The sequence below is a fragment of the Bdellovibrio sp. ZFWA1 genome, from assembly GCF_056175665.1.
Map to the genome: position 1 here is coordinate 1,124,325 of NZ_JBJKJH010000001.1, position 25,286 is coordinate 1,149,610.

Consider the following 25,286-nt stretch of genomic DNA (forward strand, 5'->3'; position numbering starts at 1 on the left):
AGGCAAAGATGGGATCAAAAACAATCAATCTCAATCTAAAAGTATGGCGCCAAAAGGGTCCTAAATCTGAAGGGACCTTTGAGGATATCAAAGCAACAAACGTTTCTACGGATGCTTCATTCTTAGAAATGCTAGATGCTGTTAACGAAGATATTATTTCAAAGGGCGGTGACCCGATCGCTTTTGATCACGATTGCCGCGAAGGTATTTGTGGAAGCTGTGGATTCGTAATCAATGGCGAAGCTCACGGACCTCAAAAAGGCACGACAGTATGTCAGTTGCATATGCGCGTTTTCAATGATGGCGAAACCCTAGCGATTGAACCATTTCGTGCAAAAGCATTCCCAGTTGTAAAAGATCTTTTGGTTAACAGAAGCGCATTGGATCGTATTATCCAGTCTGGTGGATATATTTCGGCAAACACAGGTAATGCACCTGATGCTAACTCAGTACCAATTCCAAAACCAGAAGCGGATGAGGCAATGGCCTCGGCAACTTGTATCGGCTGTGGAGCCTGCGTTGCTTCTTGTAAGAATGCTTCTGCGGCGTTGTTTACTTCAGCGAAGATCACTCATCTTGCAAATCTTCCTCAGGGTAAGGTTGAACGAAAAGAGCGCGTTCTGAATATGGTTGCTCAAATGGATGCCGAAGGTTTTGGATCTTGCACAAGCACTGGCGCCTGTGAGGCTGCTTGTCCTAAGGGAATCAACCTTTCGAATATTGCTACAATGAACCGTGAGTTCCTTATTGCAAATTTAACCAAAAAAGCCCCTGTTTATGACAATGACGGCGGAGCATAGCGCCAAACAATATGACTTAATGAGTTATCTAAGCCGGTGATTTCACCGGCTTTTTTATTAACCGAAGATCCTGCGTACTTAGTCAAATCTTTAGGATTCAGCTTGTTGAAGCATCGCTAGTTTATCTATCAAGTTTTTCATCAATAAACCGAACTAGATAAGAGTCCAGGTGGACTGAGGGCGGGCATTTATGAAGCGCATAGATCAAATCATGAAAGAAATGGGATTCAATAAAGAGGCTCCTGATAGTGTTAAAGAAGCATTTATTAAACATTTGATTCGGGCTTCCGAAGGGGTTCATGTGGCTACTCCATCTGAAAAAAACGAGATCAAGCAATCAGCGGGTAAAGTAAAACCGTTGTTTTCTTTTGAAAAAGAAATCCGTCAATCAGAACAAATGTCCTTCGACTTTATTGAGCAGAAATCATTCAATCCTAAATCTAAAAAGACCAAAATTGGCTAGACCAAAGTTGTGTATAAACTAAGAATAGTTCATTAAAACACAGACTAAGCTCTAGACTTAGTCTAGTAAACTCTGAAAAATTCAGTTCAAGATTCGTGGCCCCCTATCAGATTGGTACCATTTTGGAACTGGCAATATTACTTATGCCGTTCCAAATTGCATCGTAGGAGGATCATCGATGAATTACTCTAGAATAGTCGCAAGAATTGCAGCTGCGGGTTTGTGTTTAACTGGGTGGAGTGCGTTTGCGGCCTCTGAACCCGAAGCAGTTCCTGGAGAATATGTTATTAAGCTTAGAGACGACGTGGTGATTCCTCAGAACTTCAATGTTCTTTCTGAATCACTGGGTGCCTACGTAAAGTCTGCAATTCCAGAAGACAACATCGTGGTGATCAAGAGACCTGTGTTTGAAATGCAAACATCAGTGCTTAAAAATCTTGCGATGAATCCAATGGTCGACATCGTAGAACCAAACTACATCTATAGAATTTCTAAAACTCCGAACGATCCGATGTTAGGACAACTTTGGGGTTTAATTAATAATGGTCAGCAAGATACGAGTCGCCAAGTGGGCTTGAAAGGCGTCGATATCGGGGCGGAACAAGCTTGGGACATCACGACAGGCTCAAGAGATGTTGTTGTGGCTGTAATCGATACAGGAATTAACTATAATCACCCAGATTTAAAACCGAATCTTTGGACAAATGAAGCTGAAGCAAAAGGTAAGACTGGCGTTGATGATGATGGTAACGGAATTGTGGACGACATTTACGGTGCAGCATTTACTAATAATAAAGCCACTGGAAATCCTTTAGATGATCACGGTCACGGTTCTCACTGTTCGGGAACAATTGGCGCTAAGGGTGATGATGGAAAAGGTATCGTGGGTGTTGCCTGGAACGTACGTATTATGGGCGTTAAGTTTTTAACTAAAGATGGTGGCGGTACGTTAGAAGACGCGATCAAGTCTATTGATTACGCGACAAAAATGGGTGCAAAGATCATGTCTAACTCTTGGGGTGGCGGTGGCTACTCTGATACTTTAAAGCTGGCGATTGAAAGAGCGAACAAAGCTGGTGTTCTATTTATTGCAGCAGCTGGTAACGAGACAAACAATAACGATGCTAAACCAACTTATCCGGCAACATATAACGTAGAAAACGTTCTTTCTGTAGCTGCGGTTGATAATAAAGGTGTTTTGGCGAATTTTTCTAACTACGGAAAAACAACGGTTCACGTTGGCGCTCCGGGCGTGAATATCTACTCTTCAACAACAAGTGGATATGATTCATGGTCAGGAACGTCAATGGCAACGCCTCACGTATCTGGTTTGGCAGTTCTTTTGGCATCACAATTTCCAAATATGACTCATAAAGAATTGAAGGAAAGAATTATCACAACGGCACGTCCAATCCCAGGCTTACGTGGAAAAGTTCGCTCTGGAGGTTTGGCGAACGCATATGCAGCGTTAACAAACGCCGTTCCACAGCCAGATCCAAATGATCCAGCAAATTGGCCAACCATGAGTATCTCATTGGCTTCTGCTCATCCTTATGCAGATAAAGCTCGTGAAGAGTATTCTGTGTCAGTACCTGGCGCAAAAGAATTTGCGTTGTACTTTTCGAAGTTTGATACTGAAAAAACTTACGATAAAGTTGAAATCTACGATAGCACTGGTAAGTTGGTCGACACTTTAAGTGGTCGTAACGACGATTCTTTCTCGATGACAGTGACCGGAGATACGGCAAAGATCGTATTCACATCTGACGACTCTGTTAGCAGATGGGGCTGGGAAATCACAAAAGCCGCTTATAGATAAAAAATTTGATTTTAGATTAAAAAACCCCGCCCTAAAAGCGGGGTTTATTTATTTACAGGTATAACTTGAAGGTTTTTCTTTCCACCCCCAGCGAACCGCTGGAGCATGATTGGGGTCCGAAACAATCCGACCATCAATCATTCTTAAAAAAAGTTCCCAAGTGTCTGCCCGATATCCTGGCCAATATTCGATATCGCACTTCTTCAGCAGTTCTTTTGCATCCTTGATGTTTTGGAATCCGCCTTCAAGCTTTCGCCATTTGTACATATCATCCAGCTGTTTGTATGCTTCTAAAATGCGGGCGTCCTTTTTCGGTGTTGAATAATCGTCGAACTCTTCGCCTCGTAAACAAACTTTTCCCCGCTCGTCGATTTTCTTCCACGCAGCTTTCACAATATCAACGCGACTTTTAAAGATCTCACAAATACTTTCGACGACTACATCAACACGATCTTCGAAGGAAGGTTGTCGGCTTCGTAAAAGAGTGCGAATAGCCTCGTTCCAAAGATAAATTTGCTTTCTAGATAAAACACTTAGTGGCTGCCACCCCGACAGCTGAAACTGTTGAAGACTGTAGCCAGGAAGTTGTGATGTCGGCATGGCGAAGTGCTGAGGCTGTTTAAATCGACGATAGCCACCTCGAGTTACTACCGGGGCGTGAACAGGATTGCGATGACTCGTAAGATCGCGCACTAGCTTAGGTGTCGTAGAGCCAAGCATTCTGATGTATCCAGTGTCGTCGATGTCTTTAACAAGCTCTGCGTGTCCACCGGACTGCTTAGTTTGGGCTTTTTCTGAATCACTCAAGGTCGGGCTTAAATAGACGACCCCGGGTTTTAGATAGTCTCGGCTGACCTGCACCGGATAAGTATCATTAATCATCGTGCCTGTATTGGAGTACTCGCCAACGTATCTCATGAAGGCTTTGACTCGCTCTATTTCTGAAAGATGATTCCAGCTGGTCATGGTGTTTTTTATCCACCCGCCCTCTGGATGAGTAAATTGCACTGGCAATGAGGCTTTGTAGGCAAAAGCAATCCGTGCGATATACAGCGCATCTGCGCAGTCTGTGGCAATTCCGAAACCAAGCGAGTTTGAGTTTGTGAAATAGTCGCTACCAAATTCATTTTTGACGAAATCTGCGAATTGGTTTTCGGACTCTTCGCTCCAAGAATTTTGTGCTGTCCAAACTTGTGCAAAAGCAAGGCTTGATAAATTTAAGACAAAGAAAAGTGCCCATTTCATCGTAAACGACCCCAATTAAGTTAGATCGATGTTATATACTGAAACGGGCTTACGATCCAATTTTGGTCTTATTTCTTTGTCGACTCTAAAAATTTTTCCATTTTTAAGTTTATAAATTCGGGGAAATCCAACTGAGTGCAATGAGAGCCGTAAGGGACTAACAGAAACTCGGAATGGGGGATGGCGTCTTTAAAAGCATGCTGGAAGCGCTGAGGGGTCACATTGTCTTTTTCTCCAGATACAACCAACGTAGGAACGTTAATTTTAGGCAAAATAAGATCACCGTTGAAGTCCATGAGTTGTTCGAAAAGCAACAGGAAGCTTTCTAGGTCCATGCGAGCAACACCGCGGGCATAAACCTCGATATCTTTAAAGTGAACTACCTTAAGATTGAAGCCGCCAGCTAAAGCAGCTGCGACCATTGCTATCGGATTATCTACGGCCATTTTCCACAGGGCTCTCCACAGGTCGGGCTGAGACTCGTAGCCATTCTTTATGAAGTAAAAAAGCTTTTCAACGATGTCTAATCCAAACATTCCCTTGATTGGATTTTTTGAAAAGCCATTAATAAATATCATCGATTTTACTTTTTTTGGATTTAGGTCAAAGAACTCTAGCATGATCGGTGCGCCGAAGCTGTGACCCATAAAGTGAGCGGATTTAATATTAAGATGCTTCATTAACAGCGAAATATCGTCTGCGATGGACTTCATAGTAAGGTTTTTAAGATCAGTGACCGGAGCGCTTTGGTGGTGTCCTCGAATATCAAAAGCAATGACCTGATAATGTTTAGAAAAATATTCGATTTGATGGTGCCAATGATTAATAAGACAACCAATTCCGTAAACAAGAATTAGGGGCTCACCCTGCCCTCTAATTTCGTAGTAAATGGGGGTTCCATCAAAACTATACATGACCCCTGTTTGTTTACTGATCATATCTGCTGTCATTAAATATATCCTACTCTAATAATTGTATTTCCAAACGAGATCTGATCTCCCTCATTTAGATATTCTTCCTTGAAAAGCTCTTCATTTAGAAAAACTCTTGTCGGTGCATGACTCTTTATCATTGCTTGTCCTGCAGTGGGTATAATTTCGAAAGCAGATTCTGGAGCCTCGTCATCTAATAAAGAAATATCCATTCCGTGAAAGCCTGCTTTGCGAGGCCCGTAACCCAGCGTGACAACCTCATCTGCCTGAATACCTTGTAAAAATTGCAGGATAACTGCGACAGGAAATGCGTGGATGTTTTGCCCCGAAGATATGTTTTTTCCTCCAAGACGTGGGATTTCTTCGCGCAGAATAGAGCGCCAAGTGATGACGGCGCCATAAGCTTCCGCCTCTTCATCATCCATCTGGATAACCTTCAAGTGGGTCCTACCCATCTCGAAGACAACACCAGGTAAGAGTGCGATTCTTTTAACTTTTCTGCTGTTTATTATGAGTCCGTTCGAGGATCCTTGGTCGACGATAATGAGCTGTCCCTTGCCGTCGAGCTCAATGCCAGCATGGAGAGAGCTCACCTTGGGGTCATTAAGTAGGACCTGTCCCTTAACGCGACCAATCATCACGCCTTCTTCGGCTCGGAACTTTAAACCCTCATCTGGACCTGCAACGATCTCTAAAAATGTTACCATGAGTCTATTTTATGGGTCCTTTAGTGTGGGTTCAATTGCCTAATGCTTGAGCTTGGCCCAAAGGCGTGCTAAACCTTCGGAACAATTTAAAAAGTCATCCTTGCTCCCTCGAAGCGGGCGGAGCTGTTAAACCGAAAGGATAGGTTCTATGGAACTAAAAAAAGAACAACTTAAAAGACCTTATGAAGTTGTTATCATTGTACACCCAGATGCAACTCTTGAAGAGCAAAAAGAGCTTTTCAAAAAGAACAAAGCAACAATCGAAAGCTATGCTGGTTCAGTTCACTCTTTGGAAACTTGGGGTAAAAGAACTTTAGCTAACGTTATCGGTAAAGCTAAAAAAGGTATCTACTTCCACTCTACGTTTGAAGCAGATCCTCAAGCTGTTGCTGAAATCGAGCGTACAATGCGTATCAACGACAAAGTTCTTCGTTTCATGCACACTCGTTTAGACGAGCGCGTTTCTTTGGCTAAGCACCTTGAGGCTTTCAAAAAGTCTTTAGCTGAGTCAGCTAGCCGCGAAAAAGAACGTGAAGCAAAAATCGCTGCTCGTAAAGCCGCTTTCGCAGCTGCACGTGCAGAAAGAGCTGAGTAATCAATACTTCTTTAGGACTCAATGAACAGAACGGCCACCCTTCCCAAGTTTATTCTTCTAGCGGCACTATCGACAATATTGTCAGTGGTGACCGTGGTGATGGGAGCCCCTGTTCTTCGAGTTTTAAGGAAAGCCTACGGACCCGTTGCCTTTTGGACTACGGGTTTGTTGTTGGTTGTTTCGCTTTGGTTTTTAAAAACCCAAGAGCTTGCAGTATATATAGCCTCCGTTTGGATGACTTTAGGGGCCTATGTAGAACTCGAGCACAAAGGTTTAGGATGGTGGAGAGCCGGATTGGCAAGTCTTTCACTGGGCACATCGACAGCGTTGCTGGGTGGCTCGTGGGTCTTTAAAATTCGAGGCTTAGATGCCATGACTGAATTACAGAAGTTCGCAGAAAAATTTGTAGGAAATATCAAACAGGTAAATCCGCAAATTGAAATTGATGCGATGACGTTAGTTCAGCAAATTCCAAGTGCTATTGTTGTTGTGCTTACAATTGCTTTAGGATTTGGTCTTATATTCGAGAGTAGAGCTTTTTCTTTGTCCAATTTGCCCAGAGTTAAAGTGGCTACTCAACTCAAGTTGTTAGAATATCGCGTGCCTGAATTTTATATTTGGATAGCGATGACTGCCTTCCTTCTAACGATGGTGAGTTTTGGCGGAAGGTTCATCTCGATTCTCGCATTGAATGTGACGAACGTATCAGTCGTTCTCTATTTTTTCCAGGGACTCGCGGTGACAGAAAAATTTTTAAACACAATCAAAGCGGGCTTCTTTACGCGTTTTTTGACTTACTTCTTGTTTGTCGGTCAATTGTTCGCTGTCGTAAGTGCCATCGGTTTGGTTGATTATTGGGTCGATTTTCGATCTCGCTTCCAGAAGTGGAAGTTGAGCAGTACGGAATAGATCTAGAAAGAGGTTTACACCATGAAGGTTATTCTTCAAAAAGACGTTAAAGATATCGGTAAAGTTGGTGAGCTAGTAAGCGTGTCTCAAGGTTTCGCAAGAAACTTCTTGTTTCCACGTAAATTGGCAGTAGAAGCGACTGAAAAGCGCATCTCTGAATACCAACACTTGCAACGTGTAGCTGAAGCTAAAAAGAAGAAAGCTCACGCTGAAAGACAAGCTGTTATTTCTAAAATCAACGGCATCACAGTTACTTTCAAAGCAGCTGCTGGTGACAATGACAAACTTTTCGGAACTATCACGACTACTGATATTTCTAAAGAGCTTGATAAAGCAGGATTTGCTATCGACAGACGTGACATCCACGTTGAAGAGCAAATCAAAGTTTTGGGTCAACACAAAGCTACAGTTAAGCTTGGTGAAGGCTTAGAAGCAAAAGTTCAGATCGCTGTAGAGCGCGCTTAATTTTTGCTTTATCTGCAAAAACTAAAAAGGGCTTCCGATGAGGAAGCCCTTTTATTTTTTATTTCTATAGTTTGCCATCAGCGATATGCCTCCTTAGCTTCCAAGATTGTGTCTTGGAGGTAGTCTGCAAGAACCTCGCGTAAATCGTCCAACGTCATCGTATCGGGGGAAATACCATGTTGTTGTAGAATCCGCGTTAGTTCATTGTTAACAGGGTCTGTTGGCAAATCCGTTGCCTCTACCACTGCGTGAAAGAGCTTGTTTCCCATCTTTTAGCCTCCATGCTTCGGAAGGGTCTCTGCTGATATGACAAGCTCATTGCATCAGGTGGTTAATTTTTATTCAAAAAATTTTTGATAAAAATGAAGGCTCTATTCCTAGGTCTAGGATCCTTTTAAAGCGCTTAATATCCGCGCCCATAGGCCCTTTCGCTTGCGGGTATAGCGAATTCCCCAAGTTTTAATCGAAGGCAAACAGCGAAATAAAAATGGGTGCAATAATCGACGCGGGAAAAGTCGGCGCAAATAATAAAAGAATTCAGCATCAAAGGTTGCAGGGATCCAAAGTGGGGGTCGGACTGTTAGTACAACATCTAAAACCAACTGCGCGACTTTCTCGGGTGGGGTTTGCGATAAGCCCATTAATTTTTCCACAAAAGGTGTCATGCTTTTGTAGTATTCCGAATACGGCCCGTCATGCCGTTCTTCGTATTTGGCCTTTTCAGAATAATAAACATTTTTAAATGAGTTTGAATGAAGGAAGCCTGGCTGAATTAAACTGACGTCGACACCAAACGGACGCATTTCATACCAAAGGGCCTCTGTGGCGCCTTCTAGGGCGTATTTAGAGGCCGAATAGGAGGCCATGGTTGGCATCGCCAGCATTCCACTCACCGAGCTAACATTGATGATTTTACCACGTCCTTTGGATCGCATCGAAGGAAGGACTAGCTTAATCAACTCCATGGGGCCATGGTAGTTGGTGTTCATTTGCAGTCGTTCATCTTCTTCTGACATATGCTCGACGACGGATCTGAACGAAATGCCGGCGTTATTCACAACTATATCCACACAGCCCCAAAGCAGCATGATCTCGGTGACTAGGTGTCGCCGCGAATCCTCATCGGTAATATCGAGCTCTCGGATCAAAAAACGTTCGTTCTGCACAAAAAGATTGTGGAGCTTACTTAAAGAACGACTTCGAGCTGTGACAATTACTCGATACTGAGTTTGTTTGTGAAAAAGATGAGCTAATGCCAACCCCACGCCCGAGGCACATCCGGTGATTAAAATAACAGGTTTGTAGCTTTGGGGTACATGACGTTTAAACCAATAGATATAACGATACATACCTTCTATTGTGCCCTAAACTTTTTATGCTTTGGCTTACAAGAGTGAAAACTGCCGTATTCCTTCGAGAAATCCTAATTTGATACAAAAACAGGACCACCGAAGTGATCCTGTTTTACAAATTTTAAGTTGAAACTCCTGGCGCAAAATTGCGAGGTTTTCCTCCGGGCATCGGAGGCGGAGCTTGTAGTGGAGGCGCCTGAGGAACATGCTCCCCGTCGGCATCACGGAATCTGTTGTATTTGGCGTCGAATTTCAACTTCACTGTACCGGTGGCACCGTTACGTTGTTTACCAATAATTACTTCGGCATGACCTTGTTTATCTGGATCGTCTTTATCGTAATAATCGTCACGATATAACATCATGATAACGTCGGCATCTTGCTCGATAGATCCTGACTCACGCAAATCAGACAACATTGGGCGACGGTCAGAACGACCTTCCACACCACGGTTCAACTGCGCTAGTGCAATAACCGGAATCTGTAATTCCTTGGCAATGGCCTTTAATGATTTAGAAATTTCTGAAACTTCGCGTTCACGGCTATCGAACTTGGTTTTCATCGACATTAACTGAAGGTAGTCGATCATGATGCAATCTAGGCCATGTTCAGATTTTAAACGACGTGCCCGAGCGCGAATTTCAAAAGGCGACATCCCAGGTGTATCATCGATAAAGATAGGAGACTCACTCAGTGAGCCTGCGGCTTGAATAAGTTTTGGCCAAGCAGAGTCTTGAATTCGACCGTTACGAATTTCGCCCATGCTGACTTTAGACTCTGCAGAAAGAAGACGCATCATCATCGATTCTTTACCCATCTCAAGAGAGAAATAGGCGCAGGTCTTTTTCTGGCGAACGGCAATGTGTGAGGCAACGTTTAATGAGAACGCTGTTTTACCCATCGAAGGACGGGCGGCGATAATTGTTAATTCGCCAGGGTGAAGCCCCGCGGTCATTTTATCAAGATCTGTAAAACCCGTTGCTAGGCCTGTAATATCGGCCTTGCGCTTGTAAAGTTCTTCGATTTTTTGAATAGAGGCTTTTACGATTTCCATTGATCCGGTGAGGCCTGACTTGGTCTTGCCTTCACCGATCTTATAGATTTCGGTCTCTGCGCCATCCACAAAGCTTTCAACACTTTCGAACTCTAAATTGTAGGCTCGCTCGATTATTCCCGAGCTTGCAGAAATTAGCTTTCTTAAAGTGGACTTTTCCTTAACGATTTTGGCGTGGTGAACAATATTGGCTGCCGAGACAACTTTATCCAAAAGGCCAACCAAAAATTCAGGCCCGCCAACAGAGTCAAGATCGCTCTTCGCTTGAAGAGCATTCGATACAGTTAAAATGTCGATTGGTTGTACTTTCGCATGCAGCTCTCGAATGACTTCGTAAACTTTTCTATGCGCTGGCAGATAGAAATCTGAAGCGTCGATGATATCAGCCACCGCATCAAGCGCTTCATTTTCTAGCATCAACCCACCAAGGATTGATTGTTCTGCCTCTGTATTTTGAGGCGGTAAACGTGTGCTCATTGAACCCCTCTATTCAACTTACGACTATCAAATTATGAATCAAAGTTGCGAGCCTTAACGTGTTGGTGGTTCTAAGAAGGCTCGCTGGTGCAATTCTAGAGCAAGAAACTAGTTCATTTTCTTAACACGAATTTTATAGTTATCGATCTTCTTTTTCAAAGTGTTTCTGTTGATACCTAGCATCTGCGCAGTTTTCACCTGATTTCCGTTGTAGGCGCGCAAAGCCAGCTCAATAAGAGGCTTTTCAACCTGTTCCATGACGACGTTATACAAACCGTTTAATTCAACCTGAGCTTCTTGTTGTTGTGTGAACAAAACTTCTAGTTTGCTCTTCACAAGCTTCTCAAGGCTCACGGACTGAAGGTTAGCGACAAAAAGGTTATCAGAACTGTTAAGGTTTGGTGTCATCGGGTTTACACTCATATCTCTCAGCTTTTCTTTAGTAGTTAAGTTGTTAGTGCTTTAGTGAATGCCTGAAAGGACATTCCCTGGATTGCTCACACTCCGCGTGTTTCCGGCATCCAAATATACTTATGTAGCTGCAATTGCAACCTTGCAGTTGAATTTTTAAGCAAAATATTTTCTGCCAACCAGCGTTCAGACACTTGGCCGTATGATGGGCTGTATAAAACGACAAATTTTTTTGATAATTCATGTTGACGCGAAAATTCTTCTGCCCATTCAAAATCTTTTTCAGAACAAATCACGAATTTAAATTCAGTATTGCTGTTTGAGTGTTGAATGTTCTCGATTAAGAACGAATCAGCTGCGCCGCTATCGGGAGTTTTAACGTCAAGAATTATTTTAACTCGAGGATCGACGTTTTTTATATTTTTTGAACCAGAAGTTTCCAAAGAAACCTTGAAGTCCTTGTCGCAAAGCTCGGTCATCAAATTAAAAACTTCTTTTTGCAAAAGAGGCTCGCCACCCGTGACACAGACGTAGGGTGTTTGGTGTTTTTCAATTTCCGATATGATGTCTGCGATGCTTTTGAACGAGCCTTCGTAATAAGAGTACTTTGTATCGCAATAAGTGCATCGCAGATTGCATGCCGTTGTGCGTACAAAAACCGTTGGAAGGCCCGTGTAGGTCGTTTCGCCCTGAATACTGTAGAAAATCTCGTTAATTTTAATCATTTTTGCTGGTTCTTTGTCTGGGAAACTAGGCCTAAAGTCAAGGAGCCCCCGCGAACCCTTAACAGGAGCCAAATCATCCCGTAAATTTTCTAAATGAGCCAATTTTTCAAAAAGTTCCGCCACGACATCACAGCTATCAGTTTTATGGGATTGGGCCTCTTTATGGTCCTTGCTCTTGCAAGCTTCAATCCCCAAGATCCCTCGCTAAACAGCATTGGACAGGGTCTAAAAGCCTCGAATTATTGTGGAATCGTCGGCAGCTTCCTGGCGGACCTCTTCTATCAGGCTTTGGGGATGGCCTCGTGGGTGGCTGTTGCCGGCCTTTTTAAGGTCGGATGGGCCGGTTTCCAGGGAGAAACTCTAGATTGGAAAAATATTCGCTTAGTTTGGGGGCTGATGCTTGTGCTGACGGTTTCAAGCCTGCTTTCGCTTTATTTGCCTGAAACGAAGATTTATCAGAACCAAATCTATTTAGGCGGCTTACTGGGCTTGGGCGTGTCACAGGTGATTGTGAAGGCATTTAACTACGTAGGTGCACAGGTCGTTCTTTGGTGCGCCATGGCTACGCTAGTGGTCTTTTATTCCGAGCGATCTTTGCAAGAATTGACCGAATGGCCCCGGGAGTTCATCGCAAAAGGTAAAAAGAAAAATGGTTGGATTACTCGCCTGAGGGAGTTCTTCGGTGGACTCTTTATTTCGGATAACAAAAAGAAGAGTTCAAAGCAGACGGGATTCTTTCCACTTTCAGAAGAAAAGTTTATTGAAAAAGCAGGTCAATTGCCTTTGAAGGCGCAAAAAGTCGAAGAAGAGCTTGAAGAGGACGACGACTCTGAAGAAGATGAGGAGCCCGACTTAGATGATCTGGATCTTTCTGCGGATGATGATGATGAGGAAGAGGTCGAAGAAGAGGATGACGACGAAGAGGACGACGAGGAGGATGAGACTCCTGCCGTTCGTATGGCGCCTAAAAGAAAAGTTGTGATCAAGGCAAAACCTCCTCGCCGAGTCGCAAACTGGGATATGCCCAAGCTTTCATTGCTTCAAGATCCTCCGGCGTCGCGGGTAAAAATTGATAAGTCGGAAATTCAAAGAAAAGCGGATGCCTTAGTTGAAAAGCTTAAGAACTTTTCAGTAGATGGCCAAATCATGGATGCGAAGCCAGGTCCTTTGGTCACGATGTATGAATTTAAGCCAAATGCTGACGTAAAGATTTCGAAGATTTCAGAGCTTGAGGATGACCTATCGTTGGCCCTGTCGTCGGACTCGGTGCGTGTTGTGGGCCATATTCCTGGCACTGATGTTGTTGGGATCGAAACGGCGAACTTAAAACGAGAAACTGTATTCTATAAAGACCTTATCGCGGAAAATACTTTTTGGGCGGATGATATGGCTCTGCCCGTTGCCGTGGGTCGGCAGGCCGACGGAAAGCCGAAGGTTGTTGATCTAAGAAAAATGCCACATCTTTTGATTGCTGGAACCACGGGATCTGGTAAGTCCGTATTTACGGGCTCGATCATTACGGGCTTAATGTTTAGACACTCTCCGAAAACATTGCGCTTGATTCTTATAGATCCCAAGATGGTCGACTTGGCGCCGTTTGCCGAAGTTCCACATTTAATTCTTCCGCACATCACCGAACCTAAAAAAGCGGGCTCAGCGCTGAAGTGGGCCGTGCGCGAGATGGAAAAGCGCTACAAATCACTTTCTAAGTTTGCGGCTCCAAAGCTAGAAATCTTCAACGAAAAAGTAGCTGATTTGTCTAAAGAACAAATTGAAGAGCATCAAAAAATCAATACGGAGTTCGAAGACAATCGTCAAAGAAATGAAACGTATTACTTCCAGCCACTCCCATTCATTGTCATCGTTATTGATGAGTTGGCGGACTTAATGATCGTTGAAAAACAGAACATTGAGGAGCCAATTCAGCGATTAACTCAAAAGGCCCGAGCTTGCGGAATTCATCTTATCATTGCAACTCAATCGCCGCGTAAAGACGTTGTTACGGGCCTGATTAAGACCAATATTCCTGGCCGAGTCGCACTTAAGGTGGCCTCTAAGATGGACTCAAGAATTATCATTGATGATTCTGGCGCCGAGCGATTACTCCCAAATGGAGATATGCTGTTCTTAATGCCGGGTGTGGCTAAGCCCGTTCGTCATCATGGACCTTATTTGTCAGATTCGGAAATAGCAAACGTCTGTAAACATTGGTCGACACAGGCCGAGCCCGAGTATGATGAAGGTGGCATGAAGGCCCTGGAGGGTCCGACTGCAGATGGTGCTGATGGCGGCATTGGTGGTGGTGAAGGTTTCGGCGGCGAAGAGTATGACGAACGTTACGATGAAATTCTTGCGTGGGCGTCGTCTCAGAAGGCCGTGTCGGCATCTTTGATCCAAAGAAGGTTTAGCTTGGGTTATCCTCGCGCGGCTCGAATCGTAGAAGTATTCGAACGCGAAGGCGTTGTGGGCCCCGCTAATGGTAGCAAACCAAGACAAGTTTTAATTAACAGTCTGAGAGATACATAAGTTTCCAAAAAAGTTTTACAGTGACGCAACTGCCCTGTTGCGTCAGGGCAAAGGTATTGACTCCTCTGAATGGCGTGTTTTCATTAATACATGAACACATTCAAGGAGGATTCGAATGTTTAAAGCTATTATTGCTGCCATTGGATTGGCATTCTCAATCAACGCTGCCGCTGAGACTTCAGTTATTGACACTCTTGTCAGTCACAATAACGCGGTCATCATGGACCAAGCTCAAACTCAAGGTTTGAACTGGAAAGTTGGCGATCAAAATAACTACACAGTAGATATGGGTTTCATCAAAGGAACTATGTCTATGACTGTTCGTTCAGTTGCTGCTGATGGCATCTGGATGGATCAAAATATGGATCTTGGTTTTGCAGGTAAGCAAAAAGTAGAAACTTTGCTAGACCCTAACACTGGCGAAGTTAAAAAAATGATCGTGAATGGAAAAGAACAGGCTCCACCGAAACAAGACGTTGAAGTTATCGAAATTACTGAAGATAAAATCACTGTTCCAGCTGGGACTTTCGAGTGCATCCATGCTCGTTTGAAAGATAAAGAAAACAACAACGAAATCAATGCTTGGATCAATCCTCAAGAAATTCCACTTTCTGGAATGCTTAAAACTATCCAACCAAGCCAATTTGGTAACGTAACTGTTCTATTGAAGTCTTTCAAAAAGAACTAAAACATGATTTTAAAAATCTCAAGAGCCGCATTGTGTGCGGCTCTTGCTTTTTCAATAGCATCTTTTGGGCAAAAAAATGTGGGCTCACGTGAGTCTGCAAAAGATATTATTGAAAAGGCTCAGAACCTCATCTTACAAAGAGACCGTCAACAAGCCCTTACCATTCTTTCCGGCGCTTTAAGGCGAGAAAAGGGCAAGCCAATAGAGGCCGAAATTTATCAGGCTCTAGAGCAGGTCTCTACGGTTTTCTTAAGCGATCGCGCACAACAAATATACGAAGGCTCTATTTCTTTAAGAAGAGTCGATCTAGGCCAGTCCCAGCAAAGGCTTCAAGAGGCTCTTGTGATGGAGCCAGATAATTTGAATCTGGTTCTTGAGCAAGCGCGCCTATTTTTAGCCAAGTCTGATTGTAAAGCGGCCGATGGAGTTGTGCAGGCCTGGGTACGAAAATTTTCACTAATCCCCTCTATCAAACTATTGCTAGCCCAAATCGAAGTCTGTCAGGGAGTCATGGGTCTTTATGGGGTTAAAGCCTCACTGCAGATGGCCAAAGAAGATTCTGAAAAAGAAGTTTATTGGATGATTGTTGCAGCCGAAAAGGCCCAGCTCCAGAAAGATAAAGCAAAGGCCATAGAAATTTCGAATCAGTTGAATAAAGCAGCCCCGGACTATCCAGATCGTCAGTATTGGACTTGGAAATACGAGAGTAGAGCTTCAATTAAGAATCAATTGGCTGAAAAGTATCTGATGGGCTGCAAAAACATTTCTGCAGCTACCTATAGACAGTATATGATGGACCCGCAGGTTTGCCGTCGGATAAGCGAAGACGACGTTGACCAAAAAGGATCCAATGCTCCAACTAATTAAATATCTTTTGCCTATTGCCCTCATATTGCCGACAGCCTGTGGGGTTAAGGGGAAGCCGCAGCCCCCGCTGAAGCCTGCGTTTATTGGGAATGGCGAACCATTAGTGAAAAAGAAGAACACTTATAAAGGGGGCTCTGAAGGCACTAGTAATTCGCAGGACTCCGTCGAGGACGCACAATGAGTTTTTTTCCGGTTCGCTTCTACAAACTTTCTGGCGCGGGAAATACTTTTGTTTTAATTGATGCACGATCTTCCTCAAAGTGGATAGAGTCGGAAGCAGTTTTAAAAAAAACCAGATCACAATTGGCAAAAATTATTTGTGACAAGATCTATGGTGTTTCGGCTGATGGCATTTTGTTTTTGGCTGATGGTGTGGATGGTGTTGATTATGTTTGGGATTTTTATAATTCCGATGGCAGCACCGCCGAGATGTGCGGTAATGCTGCAAGATGTGCTGCACGATTTTGTTACGAGATTTTGGAAAAGAAGCATCGTTCTAGAATTGTTTTTAAAACCGGCGCGGGTATCGTATCTGCCGTCATTTTAGACTCTGGAACTGTCCGAGTCCAAATGCCTCCTGTTAAAAGAATCAACTTAGATCTAAAGTTAAAGACTAAAACCGAAGATGTCTCTTTTGTATATCTTAATACTGGAGTGCCTCATCTAGTTTTAAAACTGGATAGCATTCAGCAGGCCATTGACCTAAAGAGTCTTGCTAAAGAAGCACGCTCTCATCAGCAATTACAGCCGGCAGGTGCAAACGTTACATTTTACGCTTCGGAAAAGGCCAATCTTATAAAAGCGGTCACATTTGAAAGAGGTGTCGAGGACTATACACCCGCCTGCGGAACAGGAGCTGTTGCTGCGGCTCAAGCTCAAGCTTTAAGTTCGGGCGAGAGTATTATTGATGTTCAGATGCCAGGGGGAAGTCTTAAGGTTCTTTTTTCGAAAGTCGAATCAGAGCCGCCATATTTAGAGGGCGACGCTGTTTTTATCGGAGAATTCAACTACTCTACTGAAGTGTTTATCTAAGGAAAAAAATGAAAACATTTAAATCTACAATCACAGCGTTAATCACCCCATTTAAAGAAGGCAAATTAGATATTACTTCTTTTGAGGCGTTACTTAAGCAACAAATCGATGCCGGCGTAGAAGGCTTTGTTGTCAATGGAACTACAGCTGAAAGTCCAACCCTACATAAAAATGAAGTAGAAAAGATTTTTCAAATTACGAAATCTTTTTGTGGGGGCAAGGCTGATCTAATACTTGGAGTGGGGTCCAATTCAACCGAGACAACAATCGAATACACTCGAATGGCTGAACAATGGTCCGCGGATGGCGTCTTGGTTGTTGTTCCTTACTACAACAAACCCCCACAGCGAGGTCTATTTAAGCATTTCTCGGCTGTAGCAGAATCCACAAGCTTGCCCGTCTTGTTATACAATGTACCCGGCCGAACGATTACATCTTTAGAGCCGATGACTATAGCGGATCTAAGTAAAATAAAAAACATTGTTGGCATAAAAGAGGCTTCGGGCAAAATTGACTTTGCAGAGCAGATTATTAAATCGTGCGGTCGCGATTTCACAATGCTTTCCGGAGACGATGGAACATATGTCGAGTTTTTAAATGTTGGTGGCCATGGAGTTATTTCGGTCGCATCTCACGTAATTCCACGGCAAATGCTGCAATGGAAAAAATGGGTGCAGGCCGGGGAACTAGAGCAGGCCCGAAAGGACATTCAAAAATATTCTCGTTTGATTGATTTGTTGTTTGTTGAAGCCAATCCAATTCCTGTAAAAACGGCGATGCATAAAATGGGAATTATCGCTTCACCAGAACTAAGATTACCACTGGTGGAGTTGTCTGAAGTGCATACAGCAACATTGGTTGCTGAAATGAAGAAAGTAGGAGTCCTATAATGGCTATTAAAGTTGCTGTCATTGGCGCCGGTGGTCGCATGGGCCAAGAGATAACAAAAGTTATTTCACAGACCAAGGGGCTTGAGGCATTTATAGCGGTGTCAAGAACTCAGGTCGATGGTTATGCCCACTCGATTAATGATTTAAAAGATCCTATGCTTGGACGAGCCGATGTCATTATTGATTTTTCAAGTGTTGACCTATTTGATCGCGTGATCGACATTTCTGTAAAACTAAAAAAACCGCTTGTCTCCGGAGTTACAGGGATAACCGCCGCACAAGAGAAAAAGATGAAAGCCGCCAGCACCAAGATTCCAGTGTTATGGTCATCTAATATGTCGTTGGGTGTCGCTGTTGTAAAAGAAGCCCTTGCGGCTTTTTCTGCCCTGCAAGGATTTGATTTTCAAATCGAAGAATTTCATCACAATAAGAAGAAAGACAATCCTTCCGGAACCGCCCTAACTTTACAAAAGCGACTAAAGGAAGTTGTTTCTGGAAATGTGCCCGAGCCGATTGGTATCCGCGGGGGCGGCATTTTTGGCGTTCATAAGATATGGGCGATGAGCGACGAAGAGGTAATTTGTTTTGAGCACCAGGCATTAAATCGTACGGTATTTGCTCGGGGCGCTGTGCGCTGCGCTCAGTGGTTGGTTAAGAAGAAAAAAGCGGGTCTGTATACGATGCGCGAGGTTCTTTTTTGATGATCAATACGATCGGACACGAAGCACTTGTATACGTAAGTACCGAGCTAATGGGAGCCAAAGAGCGTCTTAATGCAATCATCGAAAATGTGAAGATTCATTCCAGTATTGTCGCTGTATCAACAATCTATCGCCGGGAAGTGGCTTCAGCGATGAAGTTAGATAAGGATTATACAGTTGAGCTGGTTTTAAGGATTCGAACTCGTCTTGAGGTTCTAAAATTAAAGAGCGAGCTAGACTCTATCCAAGGCTTTCGGACTAAGATTCATCTTATGGTATTTGATCAGATGATTTCGATGGTGCCCCAGTTGACTTTACCGTGGCCAGAGTTGCATAAAGAGACCTTAGTGATTCGTGCGGCCGCGGAAGTTTACCCAGATTACGTGCATCCTGTTATACAGGAACCCTTGGTGGAACTCGCAGCGAAGCAATCAAAGCTAGACAATAAGGTCGAGTTTTTTATGCAAGGCCGAAGTTTGTGCGATTTTTAAAAAATATTTTGTAAGATTAAATTCGAAAAGGATTACATATGAAGTTTTTTATCGATACAGCGGATATTAATGAAATTAGACAGGCAAACATGAGAGGCTGGGTTGACGGAGTAACTACAAACCCATCGTTGATCGTTAAATCAGGAAAGCCATTTCACACGGTGATTAAAGAAATTTGCCAAGAAGTCACTGGACCAGTTTCGGCAGAAGTTATCGCTTTGGACTGGGAAGGTATGGTTAAAGAAGGTCGTGAGCTTGCAAAGATTGCGTCGAACGTTGTCGTCAAAGTTCCGATGACAGAAGACGGCATGATCGCAGTAAAGAAATTTAAAGCGGAAGGCATTCAGACCAATGTGACGTTGGTTTTTTCTCCTATTCAAGCTCTTTTGGCCGCAAAGGCTGGAGCTACTATGGTATCGCCATTTGTAGGACGACTTGATGATATTGGTACAGAGGGCTTACAAGTTGTAAATCAGATTATCGAAATCTATCAGAACTATGGATTTGATACCGAAGTTTTGGTGGCAAGCGTGCGTAGCCCAATGCATATTCAAATCGCTGCGGAAATGGGAGCTGATATTGCGACTATTCCATACAAAGTAATGCAACAAATGACACAACATCCATTAACAGATAAGGGCATCAAAATCTTTATGGATGATTGGAATAAGGCGCAGGTAAAATAACATGAGTCGATGGGTGTTTCGAACAATAGGACTAATAGTTTCGTGGATTTTGGTGGGATGCCAGACTCCTGGAGTTATTATCAGCGAAACACCATTGGGAATCAGCGAAACTAGAAAAGCAGTTGTGGCCGTGATTGGGGCTCCAAGATCAGTTAGCCAAAATGGCCGCGAGCTGCTTTCGAAGTACTATGATAAAAAAAGTAATTTTATAGATGATCCCGATAAAGTAAAAGTAAGATACTATACAAAGGTCCTTATTTTGGGTGATCGTCGACCTTATGACATTTCTGTCGAGGTTCTTTATGAAGGAAAATCGGACGGAAGTTTTGAATTGATTGATAGCGACGAAGGTCGAGCCATCGAGACGGCAGAAAAGATCAAGGCGGCCCTCATCGAGAGTCGGGAAAAACGTAACGTAATTGACGACTTCCGAAGTTTCTAAATAAACTATAGATAAGTCGAAGACCAGAAAGGTCTTCATGGGCTCCAGGGAGTGGAATGATCAGATTTTTATGTCTGACTCTTATCTTAATTTCAATGTTACCAAGTCGAATTTACGACTTGAAGTTCATTCCCGTTTTTAAATCACTAGTTGTAAAGATTGAAAGAAGTTCCCCTGCCCGCTTGGCCCTGCAGGATCTAAATCAAGATTTGTCTGCGCAGATTTCATTGGATGTAACGAGCAAACCAAATAATTTGATGGCGGGTCATCACCTTATCCGTGGTCTACCAGCAGCGCTTGATCAAAAAATAATTTTAGCCGAGATGAAGCTTCAAGTGCCAAGCGAGCATCGTGATACTTCATGGTATTCAGAGCTATCAGCGCAACAACAAGCTCGAGTTCGAGTCGCAGAAAAACAATCCCAAGCAATTTCGGCTACTTTTGCGGATATCATTGAAGAAAAAGCCTCGAATAGCAGGCAGCCTGAAGTTGAAACTCCATCGTCTGTAGTTGGCAAACGAATTGTTGGTCCGATTGAAGTTACTGGCGGACTGGCAATTACAAATGAACATTTTTTAGAGGTGCGCAGGAAGCAAGAAGGCATCGTTAAGGAAGCAGGTCGGGTAGATCTTAAAACAGGAACTTACGAACTGAGTGTCGAAGATTTTTCCGGCGTCATAGAAGCTCGCCTATTATCAACAGCGGGTCATGTTTTAGGAGAGGGCCGAGTTGTTATAAGTCACTTTAGTGGTCTTTCGAATGTTTTAAGTGGACCTAAAATTGAAGTATCGCCAAACCGAAACTACGGTGGATCTGTGGCTTCTTTTTACCCCTCTGGTAAAGATGACAGATCTGGAAGTGATGCGCTGTTAACTTTTTTCAAAGGTGGAAATGAGTCACGGGCTGGTAAAGATTCTAAATATGCCCTACAAAACATCTCACGAAGTTCTTCGACGGTTGTTAGGGCTTCTACCAAAGATCATTTTCAGACCTCGATGATTGCTGTTGGCGGAGACGATCAAAATATTACATTGTTTCCTAAGTCGATGATTAAAGCCATGAATGGTATTTTAACTGGGCGAAATCTTTCAGACAGCGAGCTGTCACAGCTTTCGGTTGTTTGGGGAGTTGCAGAGTTAGATGGAAAAGCCGCTTCAGGAATTTCTATTGAAGTAGAAGGTCATCCAGAACTACTGCCAATCTACTTTAACAGCTTATTAATTCCGGATCCTTCATTAAAAGAAACTAGCTCTAACGGTCTTTTTGCATTTATTGATTTGAATGAAGATATGTATTCTTTGCGTGCAAACCGAGGAAATTCATTTTTTGGCTATTCAAATGTGGTGGCTGAGTTAGGGTCAGTGGCCCAGGCTAAGATTGAATACACAGCAAAAAAACAAGCAGTTCCGGTTAGAATGTACGATGCATTTTCAGGTCTGCCTGTATCTGGGCAGGTGTTAATTCAGGGATTGGCGGAAGAGCTTGAAGTAACTAACGGAGTCGCAGTTGCAAATCTGAATCCAATAAATCGACTTGGATATATTCAATATACATCTAACAACAATGACTATATTTCTGCGCGGTATATATATAACGACCAAGACACATATATCCACCTGCCCGTCATTTCATGGCAATGGTTGTTAGGCGCGAAAAATTATCTCAGAATTACCGAGGCGAACCAATCTGGAGTTGTTGTGGGTTTTGTACCTGATTTCGACTTTGATGTTTACGTAGCCGGCCCAAATCAAGATCCTCAAATGCGGATTGCATATTTTGATATGACTGGTAAGTGGTCGCAAGATCGTTCTGGTAAATCTGGCGGTGGCTTTGCTGTTTTCAATTTGCCCGCTGATGTACACGAAATCGTCGTGATATCTAAAGGAAGTGAGAAGGTATTTTCGAAAGTCATTCCAGTAGACGCCAACACCCTCTCTGTTCTAAATTTTACTGAATAGTCTAAGTACTTCTTTTAAACCACTGTTTGAAGTGGTTTCCACGGTCCTCAAATGATTTAAATTCGTCTAAACTTGTACCACCAGGGCTTAGCAGGATAGTATCTCCAGAAGTAGCATTTTCTTGAGCATATTTAGTTGCCTCAAACAAACGATCAAAAGTTGGAGCTAGAATCCCAGTTTTATTTGTGATGATTTGTTTCGCTTCACCAAAAAATAGAGGCCGAATTTTTTCATTATTTTTTAAGAAGGCCAAATCTTCCCAAGGTAAATTTTTATCACGGCCTCCAAGCAGCAGCCACAAAGTTCCATTGCAATTCTCTAAAGCAGATTGAACGGCCGTTTTTACGCTATCGATTGCAGTAGCCTTGCTATCGTTGATAATACGAACATCATTGATGAAACCTATGTTTTCCATTCGATGTTCAAGTCCAGCAAAGTCCTTTAAGCGAAGAACTGATTCGAATTTCCATCCTGCAGCTTCTGCAATTGATGCAGCAAGTGCGATATTTTCTTGATTGTGGGACCCAATAAGCTTGGCGTCTGCGAAATTGTACTTCTTTAAATCCTTAATGTCTGGATTGGTGGTTTTCAATTCGATTTTGGCAGATTGTCCTTGCGCCCATCCTATTAGATCGCCACCGCCCTCATTCATAAAGCCCATCTTGCGAGTTCGACCAAATAGGCTCCACTTTGTTTTATAGTATTCCTCTAATGACTGATATCTTTCCATATGGTTTGGGGTCAGATATGTAATTGCGGAAAATTCGCATTGTAATTGATCACAGTTTTCCAGCTGGTAAGAACTTAGCTCTAGGATGACCCACTTAGCTCTACTTCGGCCCTCAAGGACATCGGCGGCATAAGTAGCAAATGGAGTTCCAAGGTTTCCCCCGACAAATGCATTTGGATCTTCATAAGTAGCCGCATGGCCTAAGGTGGCAACGGTGGTGCTCTTGCCCAATGAGCCCGTTATGCCAATAACTTTTTCTGTTGTTAAAACAGATACGGCTAGGTTGATTTCGGAAGTGATTGTAGTCCCTTGATTTTTTGCAAACTGAATCCAATCAGTCGATAAAGCAACGCCCGGAGAAACAACAAGAGTACCAGGCTTTAGCGAGTTTAGCATAGCAAAGCCATCGTTGAAGTCTGCGGGAGCTTTTAGGTCAAAAGTGAAAAGATTTTGTGACGAAGCACCCGATAGTAAAAGAAGCCGTTTTGCGGCCTCCCCACTTTTTCCCAGGCCGACAATGACAATAGGTTTTGAAAGCGACTTGATATAAGCAGACATCTGCTAGATCATAGATGGACGGAGGTCTCTTGCCTACTTCTTTTTCTGAAGAAAACTTCAAAGTAGCACAATTCACGGCAATAATCAGCGATCTTCATTTGACCAATGGAGAGCCCGTGCATCCAAAGTATCCGCTTTGGAAAAAGTTTAAGACAAAAGAGTTTTTCTTCGATGATGTTTTTGAAAATTTCTTAAAGCACATTCAGGATAAAGCTGAGGGCCACCCGGTGGAGCTGGTCTTAAATGGCGATATTTTTGATTTTGATAGTGTGACATCTTTGCCTGACCAGCCCGTATTTTATATTAGCAAATTGGAAATAAAAAGAGGCCTGAATCCCGTAGCCGAAAAATCAAAATATAAAATTCAAGTGATAATTCAAGATCACCCCGTGTTCTTTTCGGCCTTAGCAAATTTCATTGATGCCGGGAACCGAGTTGTCATTGTTATTGGCAATCACGATCTAGAACTCCATTACCAAGAAGTTCAAGAAGAAGTCATGTCAGCGCTCAAGTTAAGCGAAGCAAGTCGGGCCCGAGTCCGATTTGTTGATTGGTTTTACATAAGCAATGGAGACACTTTAATAGAGCACGGGAATCAATATGATCCGTATTGTATGTGTGAAGACCCGGTAAACCCATTTGTTCGCGGCTACAATAATATTACTTTGAAGCTTCCTTTTGGAAACTTGGCTTGTCGTTATATTATGAATGGAATGGGATTTTTTAATCCTCATGCTGATTCAAATTATATAATGAGTTTATCAGAGTATATTCGGTTTTTTGTTAAGTATGTCGCGCGGGCGCAGCCCGATCTTATATTAATTTGGCTGGGTGGGTCGCTGAATACTCTTTGGCATTCGTTTTTGGACCGCTTCAAGAATCCAATTCGGAACCCCCTAAAAATTGAGGATCGTATTCAAAAAATTGCGGAACGTTCAAATGCAGAGCCTAGAATGGTTCGCGAGATGAAAGAGCTTTTTGCCGAACCAGCCGCCTCGAACCCAGTCTTATTGGCCCGAGAGCTTTGGCTTGATCGTGCTTTTTTAGTGTTTATCGCCTTCTTTATTATTTTTGAGATAATGGTGTTCGTTAAGGCTGTTTTTTCAATTAGTATGTTTTGGGCTTTCGTGCCTCTTTTTCTTTTGCTTCCATTTTTCTTGTTTTATTCGAAGTCGATTTCGTCCCTGGTTTCCAGTTATAAAGAGCCAGATGACCGCATTTTACACATGACTAGTGCTATTACCCATGTACAAAGAGTTGTTTATGGGCATACTCATCAAACAAGACATGAAATTTTGGGTTCGGTAGAGCACTTAAATCCGGGGTGTTGGTCTCCTGCATTTGCCGATGTCGAGTGCCGTAAGCCAATTGGTCAAAAAAATTATATTTGGATTTACCCCGGCGAGCGAGGGGCTCGAATTGCAGAACTGATCAAATTTGCGGACAATAAATCCTCAAACGATGCGTCGCAATAAGAAAATCTTTTGATAATAGACGGCCCCTATGTAAGCCTTTTATTGTAAAAATTCACAGGGAGAGGTGAAGCATGTCTGAAGTACTTGTGGTTACAAGCAAAGTAAAAAAGCTAATCAAAGAAAAAGGCGGAATGAATACGTCTTCTGAAACAATCGACGTATTAAGCAAAGCAATCGAGCAACTATGTCTTAAAGGCATTGAAAGCGCGAAGGCAGATGGTCGTAAGACAGTTATGGCTCGCGATATTCATATCGATCACCTATAAAAAATAAAAGGGGCTTATAAGC

The 25,286-nt window shown here is 43.0% G+C and carries 27 protein-coding genes; 18 read left to right on the forward strand and 9 right to left on the reverse strand.

Annotated elements, in window-relative coordinates; all coding sequences use genetic code 11:
- The first annotated feature begins 8 nt into the window (after positions 1-8).
- The 3 genes from AC04MN_RS05355 (at position 9) to AC04MN_RS05365 (ending at position 3,082) form a co-directional block, all read left to right on the forward strand.
- On the forward strand, positions 9-800 hold the full coding sequence (locus AC04MN_RS05355) for a succinate dehydrogenase/fumarate reductase iron-sulfur subunit (RefSeq protein WP_475382160.1): 792 nt from the start codon (positions 9-11) through the stop codon (positions 798-800).
- Between the two features lie 190 nt (positions 801-990).
- Entirely contained in the window at positions 991-1,263 is a 273-nt protein-coding gene (locus tag AC04MN_RS05360) for a hypothetical protein (RefSeq protein ID WP_475382161.1), read from the forward strand.
- Positions 1,264-1,441: 178 nt separating this feature from the next.
- Positions 1,442-3,082: a S8 family serine peptidase gene (locus AC04MN_RS05365; RefSeq protein WP_475382162.1), complete on the forward strand. Its 1,641-nt coding sequence runs from the start codon at positions 1,442-1,444 to the stop codon at positions 3,080-3,082.
- 48 nt (positions 3,083-3,130) lie between these two features.
- Here AC04MN_RS05365 and AC04MN_RS05370 read toward each other — a convergent pair whose 3' ends face one another.
- From AC04MN_RS05370 to AC04MN_RS05380, 3 genes are all read right to left on the reverse strand, one after another.
- Entirely contained in the window at positions 3,131-4,327 is a 1,197-nt protein-coding gene (locus AC04MN_RS05370; protein WP_475382163.1) for a hypothetical protein, read from the reverse strand.
- A gap of 68 nt (positions 4,328-4,395) precedes the next feature.
- Positions 4,396-5,277 (reverse strand): alpha/beta fold hydrolase, encoded by an 882-nt coding sequence (locus AC04MN_RS05375; RefSeq protein ID WP_475382164.1) that lies wholly within the window; start codon positions 5,275-5,277, stop codon positions 4,396-4,398.
- Positions 5,277-5,966 (reverse strand): FHA domain-containing protein, encoded by a 690-nt coding sequence (locus AC04MN_RS05380; RefSeq protein ID WP_475382165.1) that lies wholly within the window; start codon positions 5,964-5,966, stop codon positions 5,277-5,279. The genes AC04MN_RS05375 and AC04MN_RS05380 overlap by 1 nt, the downstream gene beginning before the upstream one ends.
- 148 nt (positions 5,967-6,114) lie before the next feature.
- On the opposite strand from AC04MN_RS05380, the gene rpsF reads away from it, so the two are divergent.
- From rpsF to rplI, 3 genes are read left to right on the forward strand one after another with little or no spacing between them, the layout of a single operon-like run.
- Complete coding sequence (gene rpsF / locus AC04MN_RS05385; protein ID WP_475382166.1) at positions 6,115-6,561, forward strand: 30S ribosomal protein S6; 447 nt, start codon at positions 6,115-6,117, stop codon at positions 6,559-6,561.
- A 21-nt stretch (positions 6,562-6,582) separates the two neighbouring features.
- Positions 6,583-7,470 (forward strand): DUF2232 domain-containing protein, encoded by an 888-nt coding sequence (locus tag AC04MN_RS05390; protein WP_475382167.1) that lies wholly within the window; start codon positions 6,583-6,585, stop codon positions 7,468-7,470.
- 21 nt (positions 7,471-7,491) lie between these two features.
- On the forward strand, positions 7,492-7,935 hold the full coding sequence (rplI, locus tag AC04MN_RS05395) for a 50S ribosomal protein L9 (protein ID WP_475382168.1): 444 nt from the start codon (positions 7,492-7,494) through the stop codon (positions 7,933-7,935).
- A 77-nt stretch (positions 7,936-8,012) separates the two neighbouring features.
- Here rplI and AC04MN_RS05400 read toward each other — a convergent pair whose 3' ends face one another.
- The 5 genes from AC04MN_RS05400 to AC04MN_RS05420 all read right to left on the reverse strand — a co-directional run bounded on the left by AC04MN_RS05400 (position 8,013) and on the right by AC04MN_RS05420 (position 11,954).
- Positions 8,013-8,204 (reverse strand): hypothetical protein, encoded by a 192-nt coding sequence (locus AC04MN_RS05400; protein ID WP_475382169.1) that lies wholly within the window; start codon positions 8,202-8,204, stop codon positions 8,013-8,015.
- A gap of 114 nt (positions 8,205-8,318) precedes the next feature.
- The gene (locus AC04MN_RS05405) at positions 8,319-9,284 is read right to left on the reverse strand and encodes an SDR family oxidoreductase (RefSeq protein ID WP_475382170.1); all 966 of its coding nucleotides are present in this window, start codon (positions 9,282-9,284) and stop codon (positions 8,319-8,321) included.
- A 124-nt stretch (positions 9,285-9,408) separates the two neighbouring features.
- Positions 9,409-10,818, reverse strand: a complete 1,410-nt coding sequence (dnaB, locus tag AC04MN_RS05410; RefSeq protein ID WP_475382171.1) for a replicative DNA helicase — start codon at positions 10,816-10,818, stop codon at positions 9,409-9,411.
- A 108-nt stretch (positions 10,819-10,926) separates the two neighbouring features.
- Positions 10,927-11,154, reverse strand: a complete 228-nt coding sequence (locus tag AC04MN_RS05415) for a helix-turn-helix domain-containing protein (RefSeq protein WP_475382172.1) — start codon at positions 11,152-11,154, stop codon at positions 10,927-10,929.
- Between the two features lie 161 nt (positions 11,155-11,315).
- Positions 11,316-11,954, reverse strand: a complete 639-nt coding sequence (locus AC04MN_RS05420; protein WP_475382173.1) for a radical SAM protein — start codon at positions 11,952-11,954, stop codon at positions 11,316-11,318.
- Positions 11,955-12,047: 93 nt separating this feature from the next.
- On the opposite strand from AC04MN_RS05420, the gene AC04MN_RS05425 reads away from it, so the two are divergent.
- From AC04MN_RS05425 to AC04MN_RS05470, 10 genes are all read left to right on the forward strand, one after another.
- Complete coding sequence (locus tag AC04MN_RS05425; protein WP_475382174.1) at positions 12,048-14,480, forward strand: DNA translocase FtsK; 2,433 nt, start codon at positions 12,048-12,050, stop codon at positions 14,478-14,480.
- A gap of 115 nt (positions 14,481-14,595) precedes the next feature.
- Positions 14,596-15,168: a hypothetical protein gene (locus AC04MN_RS05430; protein WP_475382175.1), complete on the forward strand. Its 573-nt coding sequence runs from the start codon at positions 14,596-14,598 to the stop codon at positions 15,166-15,168.
- A gap of 3 nt (positions 15,169-15,171) precedes the next feature.
- Positions 15,172-16,035 (forward strand): tetratricopeptide repeat protein, encoded by an 864-nt coding sequence (locus tag AC04MN_RS05435; protein WP_475382176.1) that lies wholly within the window; start codon positions 15,172-15,174, stop codon positions 16,033-16,035.
- A gap of 177 nt (positions 16,036-16,212) precedes the next feature.
- Positions 16,213-17,067 carry a diaminopimelate epimerase gene (dapF, locus tag AC04MN_RS05440; protein WP_475382177.1) on the forward strand — a complete coding sequence of 285 codons (855 nt, stop codon included), beginning with the start codon at positions 16,213-16,215 and terminating at the stop codon, positions 17,065-17,067.
- Between the two features lie 8 nt (positions 17,068-17,075).
- Complete coding sequence (gene dapA / locus AC04MN_RS05445; RefSeq protein ID WP_475382178.1) at positions 17,076-17,957, forward strand: 4-hydroxy-tetrahydrodipicolinate synthase; 882 nt, start codon at positions 17,076-17,078, stop codon at positions 17,955-17,957.
- Positions 17,957-18,658 carry a 4-hydroxy-tetrahydrodipicolinate reductase gene (gene dapB, locus AC04MN_RS05450; RefSeq protein WP_475382179.1) on the forward strand — a complete coding sequence of 234 codons (702 nt, stop codon included), beginning with the start codon at positions 17,957-17,959 and terminating at the stop codon, positions 18,656-18,658. The genes dapA and dapB overlap by 1 nt, the downstream gene beginning before the upstream one ends.
- Positions 18,658-19,149, forward strand: a complete 492-nt coding sequence (locus AC04MN_RS05455) for a hypothetical protein (protein WP_475382180.1) — start codon at positions 18,658-18,660, stop codon at positions 19,147-19,149. Before dapB ends, AC04MN_RS05455 begins: the two co-directional genes overlap by 1 nt.
- Positions 19,150-19,187: 38 nt before the next feature.
- Positions 19,188-19,835, forward strand: coding sequence for a fructose-6-phosphate aldolase (gene fsa / locus AC04MN_RS05460; protein ID WP_475382181.1), 648 nt, complete (start codon positions 19,188-19,190; stop codon positions 19,833-19,835).
- A gap of 13 nt (positions 19,836-19,848) precedes the next feature.
- Positions 19,849-20,277: a hypothetical protein gene (locus tag AC04MN_RS05465; RefSeq protein ID WP_475382182.1), complete on the forward strand. Its 429-nt coding sequence runs from the start codon at positions 19,849-19,851 to the stop codon at positions 20,275-20,277.
- Positions 20,278-20,333: 56 nt separating this feature from the next.
- Positions 20,334-22,235: a hypothetical protein gene (locus tag AC04MN_RS05470; RefSeq protein ID WP_475382183.1), complete on the forward strand. Its 1,902-nt coding sequence runs from the start codon at positions 20,334-20,336 to the stop codon at positions 22,233-22,235.
- Between the two features lies 1 nt (position 22,236).
- On the opposite strand, the gene murD is transcribed toward AC04MN_RS05470, so the two are convergent.
- Positions 22,237-23,523 carry a UDP-N-acetylmuramoyl-L-alanine--D-glutamate ligase gene (gene murD / locus AC04MN_RS05475; protein WP_475382184.1) on the reverse strand — a complete coding sequence of 429 codons (1,287 nt, stop codon included), beginning with the start codon at positions 23,521-23,523 and terminating at the stop codon, positions 22,237-22,239.
- 29 nt (positions 23,524-23,552) lie between these two features.
- On the opposite strand from murD, the gene AC04MN_RS05480 reads away from it, so the two are divergent.
- Both AC04MN_RS05480 and AC04MN_RS05485 read left to right on the forward strand, forming a co-directional pair.
- Complete coding sequence (locus AC04MN_RS05480) at positions 23,553-24,998, forward strand: metallophosphoesterase (protein ID WP_475382185.1); 1,446 nt, start codon at positions 23,553-23,555, stop codon at positions 24,996-24,998.
- Between the two features lie 71 nt (positions 24,999-25,069).
- Positions 25,070-25,264, forward strand: a complete 195-nt coding sequence (locus AC04MN_RS05485; RefSeq protein WP_475382186.1) for a histone-like protein — start codon at positions 25,070-25,072, stop codon at positions 25,262-25,264.
- Positions 25,265-25,286 lie beyond the last annotated feature (22 nt).